Genomic DNA, 18,965 nt, shown 5'->3' with positions numbered 1-18,965 from the left:
TATGTATAAGCTGTGATTTAGACGTTAAACTCTGAAGGAGAGACTATGAATTTCTGGGATGTACACGGCGTTTTCTTTTTAATCTTTATCACTCTCTTTCCAAGATTAACGATGCTTTTTGCCGTTTCAGTATCCTTTGGCCCCTTTGCCTGGCTTGGATGGCTGATTGCCCCTCATCTGACCGTCGCCATTCTAGCAACGCAATATTACTGGCACACAAATCCCGTTCTTTGCACAATTGCCTGGTTTGTCGCCTTAGCAGGAACAGGCGGAGAGGCCAAAGTCGTCACAATGAATACCCGGCCTCGTTGGTGGTAAGAAAGGGCTGGCTTCTACTTGATTGACTGGTACTCCTTGATTAATTGAACGCAGTTATTCAAAAAAGCGACTTTAGAATGCGATTGATTGGCCAGTTGAGCAAAATCAATCTGATCATAGATCACCTGTGCTTTTTTAATCTGTTCAATGGCTTCATCGTACTGTTCCTCGCTTGCCAAATGCTTCGCATAAGAGATACGAGTCCCAGCTAAAAGAAGAAGACAAGGGTCTGATTTTTTTTGTAAAACTATGGCTTCATTCTGCTTTCCTAATAATAGCTCCATACACTTGATGCTCTCAAGAAAGTACGCGCTTTTCTCAGCGGACTTGGCTGTTTTATAGATTTCTAAAGGAATACAATCGAGAAACGAAGGGCAATGCTAAAATTCATAAAAACTCCTAGTTATTCGCTAATCAATAAAAAACGAGCCAGCAGTTTCTCCGAGTTAAGCTATTTAGTCAATAACACTCTCAACTAATATAGAAATAGATTTAATCTAAGAGTAGAACAAGTTTGACAAAAGATAAAATAAAATTTTTGCTAACCTTGAACATTGTAATTTAGAAATGCTTGATATCTTTTTAGACAACATTAAGGCCGAGGAGCATAGAGAGGAGGCGCTAAGGATAATCGGATCAGGATTAAGCGAGGATGATACTGTGTTTGAATATGAAGAAGTGATCGTACTCCTTAAAGACTCATATCTGGCTTGTGTTAAATGCCTCATTACAGACATGAACCATAAACTGGCTGATAGCAATGGCCGCATTCCTCTCAATCTGATCAAAGATGAGAAGTCACCTATCTATAAGTATTTAATCGAGCAACAACAACAGCCTAAAAAGAGGTGAAGGATTGTATTATAGTAAGATAGGGAACATAAACTATCTTTCTTTGCTTTGAGAGCGGCCTAAAGAGGCCTCTCTCAAAGAGGCTGACCAAGAGTTATCAAAAAGCGTCCACAAGCTTTGACAAATAACAATTTTCGATAGCCAAAAAAGACCCTGCTGAGATTCTTAAGAGGGGACTATCTCCCCTCTTTGATACTCTCAGCCAATTTTGCACCATGAGGAGTGATAGAAATATCGACTGGACCATGTTTTTTGATAAAGTTGGCTTGAGCTAATAGATTGCAAATGGTATCTACAGCTGTTTTTTGCAAACCAGCCAAGTGGCCAATTGCATAGCGATCCAATGGATCATCTTGCTCTTCTTGCTTGCAGGCCTCTTCATAAAGCCGCAAAACAAACGTTTCGTCTTTCGTTCTTCCTCGTTCTGTCATAGATTCTTCCTTTTCATGTATTGACGCACGGTCTTGCAAACTGAATGTATCAATAAAAAGCCTTTACTTATTTGGCCTAAACCAACACTCAAGTCCTCTTGTTCATTTGTAGATACCAAGATCATGCTTTTTTTAGTCTTGCCCCATGCGGGGTATCTTCAATTAAATAGCCTCGTTGATGAATGAAATCTCTGAGCTCATCTGCCAATTTCCAGTTTTTATCCTGACGGGCCTGCAAACGCTTAGCAAAAGCATCTTCTAAATCCTCTGGAATGACTTCTTCTCTTTTTTCAAAAGTCATTACACCAAGCACATCATCGAATTTTTTCATCAACTCAATAGCCGTCTGGGCCTCTTCACGGCTCAGTTGCTCCGCATCGCATAGGCAATTAACCTCGCGAACAAAATCAAAAATCGAGGCTAAAGCTGCCGAAATATTAAGGTCGTCCGCCAATGCTTCTGCAAAGCCTTTTAGAGCATTTTGCTCCAAAGCTTCAATTCGCCCTCCAGCCTTTGCTGTCTCCACTTCATAGAGGCGCTGAACAAAGTCATTTAAGCGCTGCAATGTGCTTTTAACAGCATCCAATCCCTGAAAAGTAAAGTTTAGTTGCGTCTTATAATGCGTTTGAAGCAACAAATAGCGTACCTGCGTTCCTGTGAAACCCTTGTTTAATAAGTCGCGGAGAGTATAGAAGTTGCCCAAACTTTTAGACATCTTCTTTTGGTCGACGATCAGGTGTTCGGCATGCAACCAATGCTTGACAAAGGCCTTATCAGAGCACGCTTCAGACTGGGCTATTTCATTTTCATGGTGAGGAAACATATTATCAATGCCTCCCACGTGAATGTCGATGGTTTCCCCAAGCAGCTTCATTGCCATTGCAGAGCACTCAAGGTGCCATCCCGGACGTCCCTTCCCAAAAGGGCTTTCCCAATAGATTTGTCCGTCACGCTCCGGATCATAGCTTTTCCACAAAACGAAATCCGCCACATGCTCTTTTTCGTACTCATCCGCTGCAACGCGCTCTGAAGCACCGGCTTGCAAATCTTCCAAATGTAGATGAGACAGGCAGCCGTAGCGGGGGAATTTATTAATCGCATAATAGATGCTTCCATCGCCGCCTCGATAAGCAATTCCCTTATGGAGCAAAACCTCAATCATTGCTATCATGTCGGCAATATAGTCAGTAGCTGCTGGGTAGTACTCTGCAGGTTCGATATTCAATGCCTTGAGGTCTTCAAAAAAGGCATCTTTGTAGGGCTGTGTATATTCATCCAGGGTCACTCCATTTGCAATAGCCCCTCGAATCGTTTTATCATCTACGTCCGTTAAATTCATGACCTGCGTAATTGAAAATCCGAAAAATTTAATCGCTCTTCTCAGCAAATCTTCAAAGACATAGGTTCTAAAATTTCCAATATGGGCAAAGTTGTAAACGGTTGGACCGCACGTATACATTTGTATATGACGGTCAACGAGTGGAACCAGAGTTTCTTTTTGGCGCGAAGCTGTATTGTAAAGCTTAAGAGGAATCTGTTCTAATTGGGCTTCAAAATTCATAGCATGATTCGTTTGTAAAAAGGTTTCGTCAAATAAAGAGAATGTCTTGCATCCTCTAAAAGAGATTCTTAAAATATAACCTTCAAGGATCCCTTTAAAGTTTCTTACTAACTCACTGAACTTTCGGATAGAGTCTTTAATTGAGTTTCTAATGCACGGTAATTGATCTTACCCGTTCCCATAATAGGAATCTCTAATAATTGTTGAACCTTAAAAACTTTAACTAAATTGCTAAAACCCGCTTCTCTCAATGAACGATTGACATCTTCAATCGAAGCATCAAAACGGGTGAAAACAAAAATCTTGGTCTTTTCGCCAGCCTCTTCCGTTGCACACACTGCAAGGGCCGGCCCTTCCTCTTCTTTCAAGACTTTTTGTGCAATGGTATGATTTAACGCATCCTCAATGGCAGCCAAACTAATCATTTCTCCACCAATTTTAATGAAGCGCTTCAAACGACCCGACAAGATCAGATTCCCCTCTTGGTCAAGATAGCCTAAATCACCAGTTGAATACCAAGGTTGATTATTCACTGTGATAAAAGGCGACGATAGTCCCTTGTTGAGATAGCCTGAAAAAATATTGGGGCCTCTTGCTAAAACCAGGCCTTGCTGACCTTGTGGAAGAGGTGCATGGGTATCGAGGCTGACAATACAGATCTCCACTTGGGGCATGGGCTTGCCAACCCCATAAATGGGATTACCGGTCATATTGGCAGTCAAAATAGGAGAGCATTCCGTAATTCCATACCCTTCAATCAGACGGCAATGATCTAGCTGCTTGATCATTTGGAACAACTCTTTGGGTGCTTTTTCAGCCCCCGTAATGCACAATCTAAGTGATTTAAGATGCTCAGCAGCCGCATTTTTGAAAATCCCCTTAAGGAACGTAGGTGCACCGCAAATGATAGTAGCGCCCCATTTTTCAATCGCTTTTGCAAGCCCCTTTCCATCGGTTGGATCGGCATAATAAGCGACTCTTAAACCGCCAAGCAAAGGTAATAAACCACTCGCCGTAAAGCCATAGGCATGAAACGGCGGCAGCATACCCAGTAACACGTCGTCGTGGAAAATTTCGACCGATTCAACAGCATCTCTTTGATTATTTAAAATATTCTCATGAGTCAAAGGAACGCCTTTAGGCATATTTTCTGTTCCGCTTGTGAACAGAAGTACAGCATTCGCTTTTTCGCTGAGATTTTGAATATTGAACGCCGATAGGATCGATTTCGTGCTCATTTTAGAACGAACAAAGGCTTTGAGCTTTTGCCCTAAAGTAAATTCCCGCCTAGCATCTTCGAGCGTCACAATGAGATCTTCAATTCCAGTTAAGTCCACATTGTCCAATCGATCCAAAAAGGCCCATGATGACAACACAACTTTGATATTGGACAAGGAACGAACCGATTCTAAGTGGCGCGGTCCGACCGTCCAGTTGATTAATAAAGGAACTTTACCAGCCAGCTGGCAAGCCAGAATCGTGAAATAGGCAGCGACGCTTGAAGGAAGCAGAATTCCAATATACTCACCCGGTAAGTGGCGAATATATTCTGCCAGCATCAACACGCGCAATTTGGCTTGTGCGTAAGTTAAAACTCCGGCTCTCATATCTGCGCAAGCAACTGTATGCCCCATGCGTTGGCAGTTATTTAAAAAAACTTCAGGAATCGTTTTTCCTTCAGGGAAAACAGCTCGGTGATGAGGAAAAGAAGCGCTGAACCATTTAGAGGTATCTGCTTGCTCCTCATCAACCTGCTCACCAAAAGCAATCTGGTTAGATGCAAGAGCCATCACTTTGCCAACCGTTGTTAATTCATTGACCGGAACACCTGCCACGTCGAAATCGTTGTCCAAAAAGGCAATGATTTCAGCATTGTCTAAAGAATCGAGCCCTAAATCACCGCTCAAATTCATTTCTGGGGTAATTTGATCGACAGGCATCTGAGTCATCTCAGAAAGCTTTTGCTTTACCTTAGTCTTAACAGCTAATGGCACGTTTTCCATGTCAATGTCGGCATTGACTTTATCGAATACCTTCACAGTGGGAAGCTCTTCTTTCCACATGCTGTAGGAAACCAAGTAGAGGCTTTCTCCCGGCTCCTCACCTGTTTGCTGAGTTAAACCATCCGCTTTATTATACCAGTGCTCTAAATAACGGTTTAATTCAAGGCGCGAGGATTGATAGGGAAAATCGGCTCCTGCCGGAACAAATTCAATCGTTACTTCCCGGCGAGGAGTAAAGAAAATCAAATTTTTCAGAGCCATCCAGATTCCTTCAAAAATCGTTTGGAACATGGGAGGAGTCTTGCCTGTTAAGGCACGGGAAAAGCTGCTTCCCCATAGCCCGGATGTCTTCACTAAGACAATATTGGCTTCAGGAACTGCCTGGATGATGCGATGAACACCAGATGCACCAATGATTTCACGTGCCTGATGCTTCACTTTTCCAGCTGGATAGATTAAAAAATTCTCTTTTTTCTTCAAATCAGCAATGACCGTTTCCATCACCTGATCAACTTTTTTCTTTTTCAAGCTATTGCTCGATGTGACAAAGTTTGGAATGGGAATCGCATTCATAAATTTCATGAACCAGTGAATCACGGGAGTATAATACATATACTCAACAATCATTGGACGGATTGGATATTTTTTCCAAATCGCCAATGTCACTAAGGTCGGATCCACAAAAACAGTCGGATGATTAGGTAAAAAAAGCACCCCACCAGGCTTGTTTAAAACGTTGGAATTGAGATTTTCCTCTCCTTTAATAGTTACTTTATAGCGAAACCATAAAGTAAAGCGCATAAAATAAAGTAAAGCGAGAGCTAGTAAATTTCTCACATTATTCTCCTACTAAAAATTGTTAGCTCCATTTTCGGGAATCAGTTCAAAATTTACAACCCTAAAATCAGCAGCGCAATTCCTACTCTCATCGACATTTGCGACACCTACACCCATCACACCTGATTGTGGAAGAATTCAAGCTCTTTTCATAGATTATTAACAACTGACATTCAAACGTTAAAACAAAAATAAACCGTTGCTTATTTTCCTCTTTACATTAGCGATTAGTAATTTGACGACACGCCCTACATAAACTTTTTTTATCGACCTTTTCTTTAAACTCTGTTTAGCTTTAATTAATTTGAATCTTCATCTAAGTCTGCAGAAATTCAAACACGCGCATTAAAGGAATTTTTCATGAATACTTTCAGCTTATCTGGTCAAATTGTAGATGTTGTTCAGCGGCGTATCTATCCTGGAACCATAACGGTCGCAGATGGATACATTGCAGCCATCAAACCCGATGATGCCATTAAGGAAACAAACTATATCCTCCCAGGTTTCATTGATGCCCATATCCACATTGAAAGCTCCATGCTGGTACCATCCGAATTTGCACGCTTAGCCACCATCCATGGAACAGTGGCCACAGTTTCAGATCCGCACGAGATAGCCAATGTATTGGGTATCGATGGAGTCCGCTATATGATTGAAAATGGCAAGCAAGTTCCTTTTCACTTCTATTTTGGGGCCCCCTCTTGCGTTCCTGCCACGAACTTTGAAACGTCTGGGGCAACAATTGATGCATCTGGCATTGAAGCCCTTTTTAGAGATTATCAGGTTCACTACCTCAGCGAAATGATGAATTTTCCAGGCGTTCTACAACAAGATCCGCTTGTCATGGACAAAATTGCCATTGCCAAGCGCTATAAAAAGCCAATCGACGGACATGCGCCGGGTCTCAGAGGAAAAGAAGCTGCCAAGTACATTGAAGCCGGTATTTCAACAGATCATGAATGCTTTACTCTAGAAGAAGCCCTGGATAAAATTCGATACGGCATGAAAATTTTAATCCGCGAAGGATCCGCAGCCAAAAACTACGAGGCTCTACATCCTCTTATTGGAACGCATCCTGAACATGTCATGTTTTGCAGCGATGATAAACACCCTCACGAACTTGTCGATGGACACATCAATCTTCTTGTCAGACGCTCTATCGAAAAAGGATATGACGTCATGGATGTCTTACGGGCAGCTTGCTATCATCCTGTTCAGCATTACCACCTTAAGACGGGCCTCTTGCAGCCTGGAAACTCAGCCGATTTTATTGTGGTTGATAATTTACACGACTTCAACGTGCAGTCCACTTTCATCAAAGGACTTTTGGTAGCCCAGGATGGACAGACGAAAATTGAACGGGTACCAGTCTCGATTGTCAACCAATTTAACTGCCATGCCAAGTCTCCCAAAGACTTCGCCATTAAGGCTGAACCTGGCCAGCTGCAAGTCATTCAAGTCATCGAAGGGCAGCTCGTCACCAATAAAGTTCTGATGGACGGTCTGGTTCAAGATGGCTGCTTTATATCCGATCCAAGCCAAGACGTGCTCAAAATTGCCGTCGTCAACCGCTATCAAGACAGGCCGCCAGCCATTGGCTTCATCAATCAATTTGGACTCAAAAAAGGCGCTATCGCTTCATGCATTGCCCATGACTCCCATAATATCATTTGCGTTGGCGTCACAGATGAAGACATTTGCACCGCAGTTAACGCCGTCATTCAACACAAGGGAGGAATTGCAGTTGCAGCCGACGGTCTAGCAGAAGCTCTGCCATTGCCGATTGGAGGCATCATGAGTGGTAATGATGGTTGTGCAGTCGCCAAAGAATACGTTGTCATCGATCAACTCGCAAAAAATCTGGGAACTCCTCTACAAGCTCCATTTATGACGTTGTCTTTCATGGCTTTGCTCGTCATCCCCTCTTTAAAATTGAGTGATAAAGGATTATTCGATGGATCATCGTTTACATTCGCTCCTCTCGTTATAGCCTAAGCACCGAAAAGGCTATTAGGGTGAACGCGAGCTTTTAAATGGAAAATTGCAAACATAGAGCCTGATTGCTACAAACCGCTTAACTGTATTTGCATCAATAGGCTCTATGAATCCTAACAAACTGTTTATTTGCCCCTATCTCGATGAATGCAGGTAAAACAGGTAAAAAGTGATTGCCGGCAGTCTGCATGGGAAGGGTGATGAATAAATGCAGATAAACCATTTTTCTAAGCCTTTCAAAATTACGTGACGCATAGTCGGATCCTTTTCCTGTTTAATCCCTAGCTCTACTTCACTAAGCCCCACCGTCTATACTTAAAGTAATTTTTAAATTCAATTTCGAAACAGAAAGTAGCAATGGCCAGACGAAATCAGGGGTTTTAGGTGCAATCAGGGCCTTAGGCTTGATTTCTGGATATTGATGAAGGGGATTCGATAACAACCTTTAACATGCATTGAGAATCGTCTCTATGCATGCAGCTTGGCTCTTCAATCGAGATTGGACTATGATACAGGGCGCTCATTCCCTTAAGGAGCCCTTTGGCTAGACTACACATGCGGCGTGGCGATCGATAGATGATAGTTACCTCGCTGGATCCTGTTTGAGAAATGTCTAGAAATGGTGTGGTACTAGCAGCTATGGATTTAGCTAAACGTGCATGAATGACTCCTTGAGTATGAAGGAGAAGTTCTAACAACCCCCAATTAGGGTCAATCATATGGCTAGTGATTCGAATTAAAAAAGGAGCTAAAAAAACGCCCAAATCTTCTTCCACCTCATTAATAGCTTGGTTAGTTTCATTAGCTAAAATGCCAATCATCCCCAATAATTCATCATCAGAATACGATTCATTATTTTTATACGTTTTTTGAGAAGAAACGTGAACCTGTTCGGTCACGCGCTCCCACATGGCATAATCATAGCGTTTTAAAATGTATTGTTTGAATTCAAAAAAAATAAATCCTAGCATACCCTTTAATCCACTTTTCGATATGTCAAAAAAATTAATCGCTGGTAGTATGAAAATTTGCCTGCGTCGCAACTTTTCCTACTTAAAGCCTAGTTATAAAACCCAAAATTCAGCTTATAAATCTTTTATGACATCTTGAGAAGTGAAAAACCATTGTACGCAGTCTTTCACTTTTTGGAAGACAAACGAGGAGATCAACTCTCTACGAATTGCAGAACTTGATGAATGAGAGCCCTCCCTTCCTTGAAAGTCATGATCTGCATGGCTTCGGAAAGAGTCGACCAACGGCTGGCTTTAATTTCATCTTCTTGAAGCACAACAGCTCCTTCAACAAGAGCTACAAAGTAGTCAACTACCTTGTTAATTCGCTGCTTATTAAAGGTAAAATAGTAGTGTTCGCTCAAGACTTGATCAGACAAGTAGGCTTGGACCTTTAGGCCGGTTTCCTCAAATAATTCTCGTTCGGCTGCTTGCTGGGGAGATTCTCCAACATGAGCATGCCCTTTGGGAAAAGCCCAGTGACCTGCATAATGTTGGACTAGTAAAACAAACCATGTTTGTTCTTCTCGACGCAAAGGAATAATTCCATATGAATAGTCATTCTTCACAGAAAGACTCCTTTAATCGATTAGTGTTTATAGCGAGCAAGAACAATAGAGGCATTATGCCCGCCAAATCCAAATGAGTTGGAAATGGCATGTTTAACCTCGAACTCTTCAGCTTTAGTAGAAACATCAAAACCTAAATTTGGCTCTGGATTCTCTAAATTGATTGTTGGATGAATGCGATGATCAAGAATCGCTTTGATGGTAGCAATTGCTTCGACTCCGCCAGCTGCACCGAGTAAGTGGCCAATCATCGATTTAGTCGCGTTCATTTTAATCGCTGCAGGATTTTTAAATACTTGCTTAAGTGCATTGACTTCTGCCATATCCCCTGCCGGAGTTGAAGTCGCATGCGCGTTGATATAATTGATGTCTTCTGGCTTGATGCCAGCATCTTGCAAGGCATGGCGAATGCACAAAGCCACTCCTGCCCCATCTGCACGGGGCTCCGTCATATGGTAGGCATCGCATGAGAGCCCGCCACCGAGATACTCGGCCAAGATAGGAGCTCCTCTTGCTAAAGCATGCTCCAGGCTCTCCATGACGAGAACTCCGGCCCCTTCTCCCATTACAAATCCATCTCTACCAAGATCCCAAGGGCGAGATGCTCTGCTTGGCTCATCATTGCGCTGAGACAAGGCTTTGCAAGCACAAAAACCTGCCAGGCCCATCGGTATCACGGCCGCTTCAACACCTCCGCAAAGCATCAAATCAGCCTCCCCATTGCGGATGTGATTGGCAGCCGAAATAATCGCATTGTTTGCTGTTGCACAAGCTGTTGAAATGGAATAATTAGGTCCCATAAAGCCAATATCCATGCCTAAAAGGGCGCCGCTCATATTTGTCAAAATATAAGGGACAAAGAAAGGAGATACTCGCCGCTGTCCTTTTTCAACAAGCGTCTGAACACCATCAGCAAAGACGCTCATTCCGCCCATGCCAGATCCAATTAAGATGCCGCATCGATCTTTCTGCAACCGCTCTAATTGTTCTCCGCTCAACTGAGCTGATTCCAGCGATTTTTTTCCTGCAACCATCGTATAGGCTATTGATTTGTCAACGCGGCGCGCTTGCTTTTTATCCAAATACTCGCCTGTATCAAAATTCTCAATTACACCCGCAATTCTTGTAGGATAGTCTTCACATGGAAAGTCTGTAATGGTTCGAATGCCACTATTGCCTGCTAAAAGATTTTGATAAAAAATGTCCACATCGTTTCCAAAGCACGATACGATTCCCATTCCTGTAATAACAATGCGTTTTTTACTCATCTTTCCTCAATTCATTTACTGACTTGTTTCGCGCTCTATTTGTTCATCGAACAAGCCTTCATCTAATCATTCTTCTTCTGACGCCCTCATTTGAGGTGAGTCAAATGCATTTATTTCGAGAAAATTCCCGTTTAGGCGCCACGCTTGATTTCTGGCCGTGAGATATCAATCTGGACATCTACAATTCGGCCATTCTTCCATAAATCCTCTAAAGCATATTTTTCCCTAAGATCCGGAATAAAGAGGTGAACGACAAAATCGGTATAATCCATTACTACCCAATCCCCGTCCTGCTCCCCTTCAATGTGATAGGGATGTTGTCCATGCTTTGCCAATTGGTCATCAATGGATTGGCTAATCGCTCTCACATGGCGATCCACCGTTCCCTCGGCAATGATAAAATAATCGGTCATGGTGCAAATTTCTCGCACGTCGAGGACTAAAATATTAAAGCCTTTCTTATCATAAATGGCTTGTGCAACTTCTGTTAACACTTTTAAATCGGAATTTTTCATCATATTTTCAACTATTGAGAGTTAGACTTATACAATTAGCCAAATTCATTCAATTTGCTGATTGTATAAGGGATGGGTCTTAGAAAATTAATAATTCTATCATAGCCTGAAAGTTTAATACTATCTATTTATACCGCGCGACTTCAAAACTTGAATACAGACAGCGTATATCCGATTAAGATTGATAGCTCCCTCATAAAGGTTATAACAAAAAATTTAAAGTTTTATGTTACCATCTATTGTCATTCCATAAACTCCGCGCTCTTCTAGCCGGGCAGTCGCTCAGAATAATATAACCTAAATTTTAACGACTTAGAAACTAGACAGCATAGCCTAGATTAGCTAAACTCACATTCCCATCAAAAACTAATAATAGGCCACACATGCAGCCCCTAACTAATTCATCCCCTACAACCACGTCCTATAATAGATACGAAACCGTGGAAGCCGAAACCTCAGATGCACAAGAGATTTGCGACATTGTCAACGAAGCCTTTAAAAAAGATCTCTTCCGTGAAGTCTCTCGCACAAATCTGGAACAGATTTCTTCCTTTTTTGACTCTGACCACACCTGGTATGTCATTAAAGTGAAAGAGAATAACATTACAACCATTGCCGGGACTGTTTTATATTCTAACGATCAGGCTCCTGAAAGTAGCACGCACGGAAATATCCACATGCTGGCGGTTCGAGCCGCCTATCAAGGCAAAGAATTAAGCCTTCATCTATTGAAAGCTGTAGAAAACAAGGCTTTGCTGGATCAAAAAGATCGAATCGCATTGATTGTAGCCGAAATGAATTCTTCCCTATGCACGTTCTATCAAAAGCAAGGCTATGAATTCACAGGTGAGACCTTCATCCTTCCCAATTTCTGCGTCCGGCCTCAATACAAAATGGGGGATGATCACAAAGCAAATTCCTCAATAGCATTCCTCCATATGGAAAAAATACTAAAGGCTTAAGCCTGGCATAGTCCCTGCTTGTCAAAGACAATCAGGGGCGAGGCTGTTAAGCATAGAGCCCGTTTTTCTCGATGTAGCGCAAAACTAAACTCGGCATTAAGTGGCCACAGTAAAGTTTTTTAGATAGCCTTTCACGCAGTTCTGTACTCGAAATATCGATTCGCCTCGTTTGAGTCAATCCTTTACGGATGGCAGCCTGAATAGCTTCACTATGGCTCAATAAAGAAGTCAAGTCGGGATTGAAGCGCGAGCCAATCGCAAGAGGTACAAGCCTGACAATCTCCTCAGCCAAGTGCCAGCGGGAAAAATAGCGGATTCCGTCTTCTCCGAGTAGCAAATAAAATTGATTTGAGAGTCCCTGATTTCGGTCATTCTCAATCAACAGTCGCAGCGTGTCAATCGTATAAGAGGGTGGCAAACGCTTTGACTCCAGATCGTTTAAAAAAAAATGGGGCACGCCTTCAATGGCTAGTCGAGCCATCTCAAAGCGATGCTCGAATGAGACTGGCTGTGTATCGGTCTTATGGGGATTGATTTGAGCCGGTATTAACCACACCTCATCCAAGCTTTTTTTTTCTTTTAACTCGAGAGCCAAGTTGAGGTGACCAAAATGAATGGGGTCAAATGACCCACCAAGTAAACCAATTTTTTTTGCCTTCATCCCTAGACCATAAATAATAATTCGCGATATTTCGGCAATGGCCATAATTGGTCGTCGAGCAAAGTTTCCAAGTGGTCGACAGATTCGCGAAAATGCTCCATTTTTGAAGCCACTTGTTCACCAAAAGCCAAAGATTTTTCTTTAAGAGGCAAAGCAAACGCCTTTACTTTTCCCTTTTCCAATTCTTCACAGCGCTTCATTGCCTCTTCGAGGGCATCGTTAAAGTGTTTCAAATAAGCCGCTTGCTTAGTCGAGTGAAATTGGTGAGGAGCAAGCGCTTCTTTAATCTGCAAATAACTCATTGCCATCTCTTTTTGATAGTTAAAGGCAGCCGGAAGAATTTGCGTTTTAAACATATCGAGCATCAAATTAACTTCTATATTCATATGGTGCACATAATGCTCGAATAAAATATCTTGGCGGCTTGCAAGCTCTTCTGCCGTTAAAATGCGGTCAAAGACGCGGATTGTTTTGGGATCAGACAGGGCCAAAAAAGCCTCCGAAGAGCGTTTAATGATAGGCAACCCCCGCTTCTCAGCTTCTTTAGCCCATGCTTCGCTATAATTATCTCCTGTAAAGCGTATCCCTTTAGACACTCTTAAATAGTGTTGCAGCACAGGTAGGGCGGCTTTTGTAAGCACTTCTGGCGTCACACCCTGTTCAAGTTTAGCCTCTATTTCGTCAAGTATAAGATTAAGGCTTTCGGCTACGATGAGGTTCAGCACTGTCACAGAAAAAGCGGGATTGGCAGATGAGCCGACCGCACGGAACTCAAACTTATTCCCTGTGAAAGCAAATGGCGAGGTGCGGTTGCGGTCCGTATTGTCCTTAGAAAGATCAGGCAAAACAACCACCCCTAAATCATAGCGGCTTTTGGCTTGAACAAAAGAAGAGCTTCCTTTGCTTTCAATTTCCTCTAATAACGCTTCAAGCCCCTGCCCCAAATAAATAGACATGATGGCAGGCGGCGCTTCATGCCCACCCAAGCGATAATCATTAGAAGCCGAGCCAATGGAAGCGCGCAAAAGTGCAGAATGTTGATAAACCCCATGTATAATCGCTGTAAGCAAAATGAGGAAGTGCAAATTGTTATGAGGAGTATCGCTTGGATCGAGCAAATTCACACCTGTATTGGTCGATAAAGACCAGTTACAATGCTTACCAGACCCATTGATTGCAGCAAAGGGCTTCTCATGCAATAAGCAGGCTAAACCCTGCTCTTGAGCTATTTGCCTCATCAACTCCATCAACAAAATGTTGTGATCAATCGCTGCAGCCGACTTTTCAAAGACAGGTGCCACTTCATGCTGCGCAGGAGCCACTTCATTATGGCGCGTTTTTACAGGAATGCCAAGCTCGATCGCCTCATTCTCAAATGCACACATAAATGCTAAAATGCGATCTTTAACGGCGCCAAAATAGTGATCTTGCAGCTCCTGTCCTTTTGGGGATGGAGCTCCAAATACCGTCTTACCAAGTAAAATAAGATCGGGCCTTAAATTGCGCAAAGCGCGATCAATGACAAAATACTCCTGCTCCAGGCCAAGCGTCGAGTAAACATAATCAGCAGCAAGTCCGGTCAAACGCAAAAGCCTTGAGGCCGCCTCATCAATGCGATGTTCTGAGCGCAAAAGAGGGATTTTGGAGTCGAGCACATTGCCAGTCCAGGAAAAGAAGACAGAAGGAATACAAAGCGTAATACCATCGCCTGCCCTCCATAAAAAGATTGGGGAAGCAGGATCCCACCCTGTATATCCTCTTGCTTCATAAGTACTCCTCAACCCACCAGACGGAAAAGAAGACGCATCGGGTTCTCCCTGAATGAGTTGCTTGCCGTTAAACTGTTCGATGACGCTATCTTGTGAATGCCAATCAATGAAAGCATCATGCTTTTCCGCGCTGGCTCCAGTCAGGGGTTGAAACCAGTGGCTATAGTGAGTTGCTCCATGGCTGATCGCCCACTCTTTAATCGCCATGGCAACCGTATCAGCGTACTCAGCTTTAATTTTTTCACGGCCATCCATTGCATTCGAGACATTTTGATAAATTTCTCGAGGGAGCATCTTGTGCATCACAGTGCGGGAAAAGACGTATTTGCCAAAATTTTCAGAGCTGATGCACCGCCCCTCCAATTTACCCTGAAAACGAAATTCCCTGCCCATCTCTTTTAGGATCTGCCTTCTCATATTCTCTTTCCTTCCGTTCTGGTAGCCAATCGCCAGCAAGCCTGCATCGATCCAATTTCAAAAAAGCTTCACAAACAAGCGAAAACTAAAACTCTTCTAAAATGGAATTCAGCATGCATCACCTCATGAAATATCGAGGAACATCTAGGGAGTATCGTCAAATTGCTAATCGCCTGATCAGCTTCTTAGCATGTAGGTTGAATGCAGGCATTTATGAATTTGACTACGCGTTCTAAATAATTTCCCATCCTTTCTCATGGCAAATGCGCTTTAAATAAAAATCTGGAACCACACCTATAGCTCTTCCAGCCATTTTTAATATAGGTAAATCTAAATAGCTGTCAGAATAGACGGTAATAGAAGATGAACTGACACCCATTTCCTGGGCCAATTTAACCAAATAATTAGCTTTGTCTTGCCCGTCTAAAATGGATTCAAGGAGGGACATGCGGCCACAATCAACCGCATAGATAGTTGCCTGCCATGCATCGACTCCAAGCCATTCAGCTATTGGCTTGACCAAAAAGTCGGGTGAACTCGATAAAATTAAAGTATAGTCCCCGTTTTTTTGTGCCTCACGAAGGCGCTGCAACGCTGGCTGATAAAACTTCCCCATCAGATGCTGCTCAAAGAAAATCGAGGCATAGGTTTGAAGTTCTTCTGCAGACACTCCTTTAAAAAGCAGCTGAAAAGTTTTTTGGTGAAGCTTTTGAATCGACAAGCCAAAAAGCTTATGACGTGCATAGTAAAACAGACTAGCTAATAGAGAAGGGAACGCAAAGAAATTCTGGCGGTAAAGGTAGGCACCAAAATGATAGCTACTATTGACTGTTAGGAGGGTATGATCAAGGTCGAAAACAGATAGTCGCAATGGACAGTCTCCTCAGCGCAATCTTAGGGTATTTTTAGAATCTTGCTTAACGTAATTAAGCAAGATTCTAGTAAAACGAGCGGACTCTCTTAAGAGCGACCGCCTTTCATTTTTGATTGCAAGTCAGTGATCTTTCTTTCAATCTCGATGATGCCTTGGTTGGCTTTTTCCAAGCGTTCTTTCTCTTCATTGATTTGCGCAGTGAAACTCATTGCCTTTTCAAAGTCTAAACTTGAAGAACCTGCCGCTTTACGGTAGATTTCAAGCTGCTTTTTGATTTCTTGGCGTCTTTCTTTTCTCTGGCTAAGAATGTCCTGCAACTGCTGAAGCGCATGGCGATCATCTTCAGAAAGAGCCAATAAGGCTTTTTCACTCTTATCAGTGATGATGTCTTTTAATGGCTTTAATAAACGCTCAATCTCAAGCTTCTCATTTTTAGTCAAAGTCGACTCTTGCAATTGCGAAAGAACCTGATCGCGCTCCGCCATAAGTTGTTCGACGTCATAGGAGTCAGCCTGGCGCACAAGGTTTTCAGCCATTTCTCTGAAAGAGTTGTATTTTTCTTTCTTCTGACGATTACGCTCTTGTTCTTGCTGATGGCGCGCGTCCTCTTCTGCTTTGACTCGATCTTGAATGATCTTTCTAACACCGCTGAGCTCGTCTCTTAAAAATTTCAGTTCATCACGTCCAAGCTCTGTACGGCGCATGAGCGTCACAATTTCTTCCAATTTCTTTTGCGACTCGCTAAGCGAACTGTCTTCTTTTTCTACAAATTCCTTAGCAGTCTGAATCTGCTCTCGAACGACGTCAGCATTCTGCTTAAAAACAACCTTTTGCTGAGCGCGCTCTTTTTTGCGCTCTTTTTCTTCAATTTTAATTTTATCCCAGCACTCGCTCAAACGTGTTCGCGTCTGCGTAAAAGAATTTGTATTAAGCGTTAACACTTTCGCAAGCCCTTGCAAAGCCTTAATCTCTTCTCTTAAAACGAAAAGAGACTCTTGCGAATCGCCTTGTCCGAAATGAGTCTTGATAAATTGGTTGACATCCTCAACAAACTGCTGGCTGATTTGCTTGATGAGATCTTTCCGCTTGGGAAAAACAGAATCGCCTGCTGCAGAAAGTCTCTGGAAAAATTTATTCTTTTGTCTCACGCGCATTTCTGTCTTCAAAAGCTCTTTGCGCAAGGCGTTGATGCGTGAAGCTTGAACGTTTAAGACGTTCAATTGCTTTTGGAGATCTTGATAAAATTGGCGATGCTCTCTTAAAACCTGAGGGAAAACTAAATCATCTGACAAAGCAGCTTTTTCTACTTGCTCATCAAATTGTTGAATATCATTTTCCAGTGCCTGAATAGCAATCTCAATCTGTTCAACAGCAAAGGCACTTTGCTCATCCAAAATCTCTTTTAGACGGCGAGCTTCCTTAGAGAGTTCACTATAGCGATTCCACAACTGGCTGCGCAAAGCAGCAGAAATGTTTTCTTTAAATAACGGCAGACAAAGGCGCCTAGCTTCCCAGAAACTGCGAAAATGGGGAGTTCCACCTTGAGCCAAAGCGTCTTCCATAAAATCGATTGCTAACTGAAGCTTCAAATCTGGGTCGGTTTGCTCCTGAAATGACTTTAGAAATGCTTCAAATTGCGCTGTATGGGCTTCTTTAGGCTCTCTTTTCTTTTGCGATGCTTCTTCATCGCCTTCTACCGACTCATCGCTCATATTCTTATCCATCTCCTCTTCTGACAGCTGCAGCGCCGAATTGTCATGATCGGATTCTAAATCTTCCTGATTGAAAGATGAATCATGATGGCTAGCTGGGAACTGGTTTTCTTGAGATTCTTCTTTTAAACTCATGTTTTCAGACTCATTCATGACGGTTACTTGGTAAGAATTTTTGAGATATTGACTACACATAATTTTAGGCCGAATTTAATAGGCCGATGCTCACCACTTAAGGGTTGCCTAGGGTACTAGAATGGAATTTATTATACATTAAAGTATTCGGAAAAGCGGCTTTTCTTCTCTTTACCGCAAAAAGCCAATTTTTCAAATACTTGGGTATAGGGTGCTATTTTACACTGAGATGATAGTTTATTGCTATTTTTTAAGTAAATCAAATTATGCTGCGCCAACACTTTATCCACTCTATAAGAAAAACCATTTTTAAGACAAAAAATAATTTTAAACAAATTCGAAGTAGCCTTTTTTATGAGTTCAACTAGCAGGCCCATCGACTAATCTCTAAAAAGAGCATTCCAAACTGGAGGATCTCAGCTCAAAAAAAACGTAAGTGATTCAGTATAAAACATAGAATAGCCCCAAAAAAGGACAGAGAAGCCTGTCCCTGCAGCCCTTATTGCGGCTTTATCAATTGAAGCACTTAATGGTTCGCTTTGCGTTGCAATTTTTCTGCTATTTCAACAAGATAGTGAGTCATTTTTGAAAGGCGTTCTTCGAGTTCTTTATCAATCAGTTGTCCATTTACATCAAAACTGCTAGCTGCATGAGGAATAATGAGTTGATCGGGCAGGACCCAGCAATGGAGCTGCCTGCAAATCAAGCGCAAAGTATTCAGTGCACTTGTACTATGCACACCTCCAACTACCGCAATAAGCCCAACAGCTTTGCCTCCCAGCTGTTCAATATCTAACAAGTCCAATGCATTTTTTAAAACGCCGCTAAGGCTTCCATGGTATTCGGGCGTTGCCAGTAAAACGCCGGAAGCCGACTTGACTTTTTGCCTAAAAATTTCAACGTCTGGAAAAGCTGTATACAGGCTGCTTCCATCACAAAAAGGGAGTTGAAGTGTGCGTAAATCGATTAATTCGGTTTGAATGGCTGGATTGTGAATACTACTTAAGGCTACCTGTAAAGCCTGATAAGTATAAGAATGGGGGCGCAAGCTTCCCCCTATTGCAACAATCTTCATG

18 protein-coding genes are annotated in these 18,965 nt (G+C 42.4%); 4 read left to right on the top strand and 14 right to left on the bottom strand.

The window, feature by feature from the left end:
• Nucleotides 1-45 precede the first annotated feature (45 nt).
• Complete coding sequence (locus tag PNK_RS03210; protein WP_059060268.1) at nt 46-318, top strand: hypothetical protein; 273 nt, start codon at nt 46-48, stop codon at nt 316-318.
• Between the two features lie 14 nt (nt 319-332).
• Here the strand turns inward: PNK_RS03210 and PNK_RS03205 are convergent, their stop codons facing one another.
• Nucleotides 333-602 (bottom strand): hypothetical protein, encoded by a 270-nt coding sequence (locus tag PNK_RS03205; protein WP_059060267.1) that lies wholly within the window; start codon nt 600-602, stop codon nt 333-335.
• Nucleotides 603-978: 376 nt separating this feature from the next.
• On the opposite strand from PNK_RS03205, the gene PNK_RS03200 reads away from it, so the two are divergent.
• Nucleotides 979-1,170, top strand: a complete 192-nt coding sequence (locus PNK_RS03200; RefSeq protein ID WP_158021676.1) for a hypothetical protein — start codon at nt 979-981, stop codon at nt 1,168-1,170.
• A gap of 176 nt (nt 1,171-1,346) precedes the next feature.
• Here the strand turns inward: PNK_RS03200 and PNK_RS03195 are convergent, their stop codons facing one another.
• From PNK_RS03195 to PNK_RS03185, 3 genes are all read right to left on the bottom strand, one after another.
• Entirely contained in the window at nt 1,347-1,601 is a 255-nt protein-coding gene (locus tag PNK_RS03195; RefSeq protein WP_051981892.1) for a hypothetical protein, read from the bottom strand.
• A gap of 121 nt (nt 1,602-1,722) precedes the next feature.
• The gene (gene cysS / locus PNK_RS03190; RefSeq protein WP_059060264.1) at nt 1,723-3,162 is read right to left on the bottom strand and encodes a cysteine--tRNA ligase; all 1,440 of its coding nucleotides are present in this window, start codon (nt 3,160-3,162) and stop codon (nt 1,723-1,725) included.
• A 107-nt stretch (nt 3,163-3,269) separates the two neighbouring features.
• A complete protein-coding gene (locus tag PNK_RS03185) occupies nt 3,270-6,002 on the bottom strand; it encodes an AMP-binding protein (RefSeq protein ID WP_059060262.1) in 2,733 nt (910 codons plus the stop codon).
• Between the two features lie 360 nt (nt 6,003-6,362).
• Here PNK_RS03185 and ade point away from each other — a divergent pair, with 360 nt between their 5' ends.
• A complete protein-coding gene (gene ade / locus PNK_RS03180; RefSeq protein ID WP_059060260.1) occupies nt 6,363-7,997 on the top strand; it encodes an adenine deaminase in 1,635 nt (544 codons plus the stop codon).
• Between the two features lie 94 nt (nt 7,998-8,091).
• On the opposite strand, the gene PNK_RS13855 is transcribed toward ade, so the two are convergent.
• The 5 genes from PNK_RS13855 to rsfS form a co-directional block, all read right to left on the bottom strand.
• Nucleotides 8,092-8,220, bottom strand: coding sequence for a hypothetical protein (locus tag PNK_RS13855; protein ID WP_269446523.1), 129 nt, complete (start codon nt 8,218-8,220; stop codon nt 8,092-8,094).
• 175 nt (nt 8,221-8,395) lie between these two features.
• On the bottom strand, nt 8,396-8,968 hold the full coding sequence (locus tag PNK_RS03175; RefSeq protein WP_059060259.1) for a heme NO-binding domain-containing protein: 573 nt from the start codon (nt 8,966-8,968) through the stop codon (nt 8,396-8,398).
• A 194-nt stretch (nt 8,969-9,162) separates the two neighbouring features.
• Nucleotides 9,163-9,576, bottom strand: coding sequence for a bis(5'-nucleosyl)-tetraphosphatase (locus PNK_RS03170; protein WP_059060257.1), 414 nt, complete (start codon nt 9,574-9,576; stop codon nt 9,163-9,165).
• Nucleotides 9,577-9,596: 20 nt separating this feature from the next.
• Nucleotides 9,597-10,844, bottom strand: coding sequence for a beta-ketoacyl-ACP synthase II (gene fabF, locus PNK_RS03165; protein ID WP_059060254.1), 1,248 nt, complete (start codon nt 10,842-10,844; stop codon nt 9,597-9,599).
• 131 nt (nt 10,845-10,975) lie between these two features.
• Nucleotides 10,976-11,362: a ribosome silencing factor gene (gene rsfS / locus PNK_RS03160; RefSeq protein WP_231909280.1), complete on the bottom strand. Its 387-nt coding sequence runs from the start codon at nt 11,360-11,362 to the stop codon at nt 10,976-10,978.
• Between the two features lie 380 nt (nt 11,363-11,742).
• On the opposite strand from rsfS, the gene PNK_RS03155 reads away from it, so the two are divergent.
• Complete coding sequence (locus tag PNK_RS03155; RefSeq protein ID WP_079992787.1) at nt 11,743-12,321, top strand: GNAT family N-acetyltransferase; 579 nt, start codon at nt 11,743-11,745, stop codon at nt 12,319-12,321.
• A gap of 46 nt (nt 12,322-12,367) precedes the next feature.
• On the opposite strand, the gene nadD is transcribed toward PNK_RS03155, so the two are convergent.
• From nadD to PNK_RS03125, 5 genes are all read right to left on the bottom strand, one after another.
• Nucleotides 12,368-12,982 (bottom strand): nicotinate (nicotinamide) nucleotide adenylyltransferase, encoded by a 615-nt coding sequence (nadD, locus tag PNK_RS03150; protein ID WP_059060251.1) that lies wholly within the window; start codon nt 12,980-12,982, stop codon nt 12,368-12,370.
• Nucleotides 12,983-12,984: 2 nt separating this feature from the next.
• A complete protein-coding gene (locus tag PNK_RS03145; protein WP_059060249.1) occupies nt 12,985-15,168 on the bottom strand; it encodes a glutamine synthetase III family protein in 2,184 nt (727 codons plus the stop codon).
• Nucleotides 15,169-15,400: 232 nt separating this feature from the next.
• Entirely contained in the window at nt 15,401-16,039 is a 639-nt protein-coding gene (locus PNK_RS03140) for an HAD family hydrolase (RefSeq protein WP_059060247.1), read from the bottom strand.
• Between the two features lie 89 nt (nt 16,040-16,128).
• Nucleotides 16,129-17,907, bottom strand: coding sequence for a hypothetical protein (locus PNK_RS03135; protein WP_059060245.1), 1,779 nt, complete (start codon nt 17,905-17,907; stop codon nt 16,129-16,131).
• Between the two features lie 508 nt (nt 17,908-18,415).
• Nucleotides 18,416-18,964 (bottom strand): NADPH-dependent FMN reductase, encoded by a 549-nt coding sequence (locus PNK_RS03125; RefSeq protein ID WP_059060241.1) that lies wholly within the window; start codon nt 18,962-18,964, stop codon nt 18,416-18,418.
• Nucleotide 18,965: the final 1 nt, after the last annotated feature.

Origin of the sequence: Candidatus Protochlamydia naegleriophila, from assembly GCF_001499655.1 — a bacterium.
GTDB classification, from domain to species: domain Bacteria; phylum Chlamydiota; class Chlamydiia; order Chlamydiales; family Parachlamydiaceae; genus Protochlamydia; species Protochlamydia naegleriophila.
This window is presented reverse-complemented; position numbering and strand designations above follow the sequence as displayed.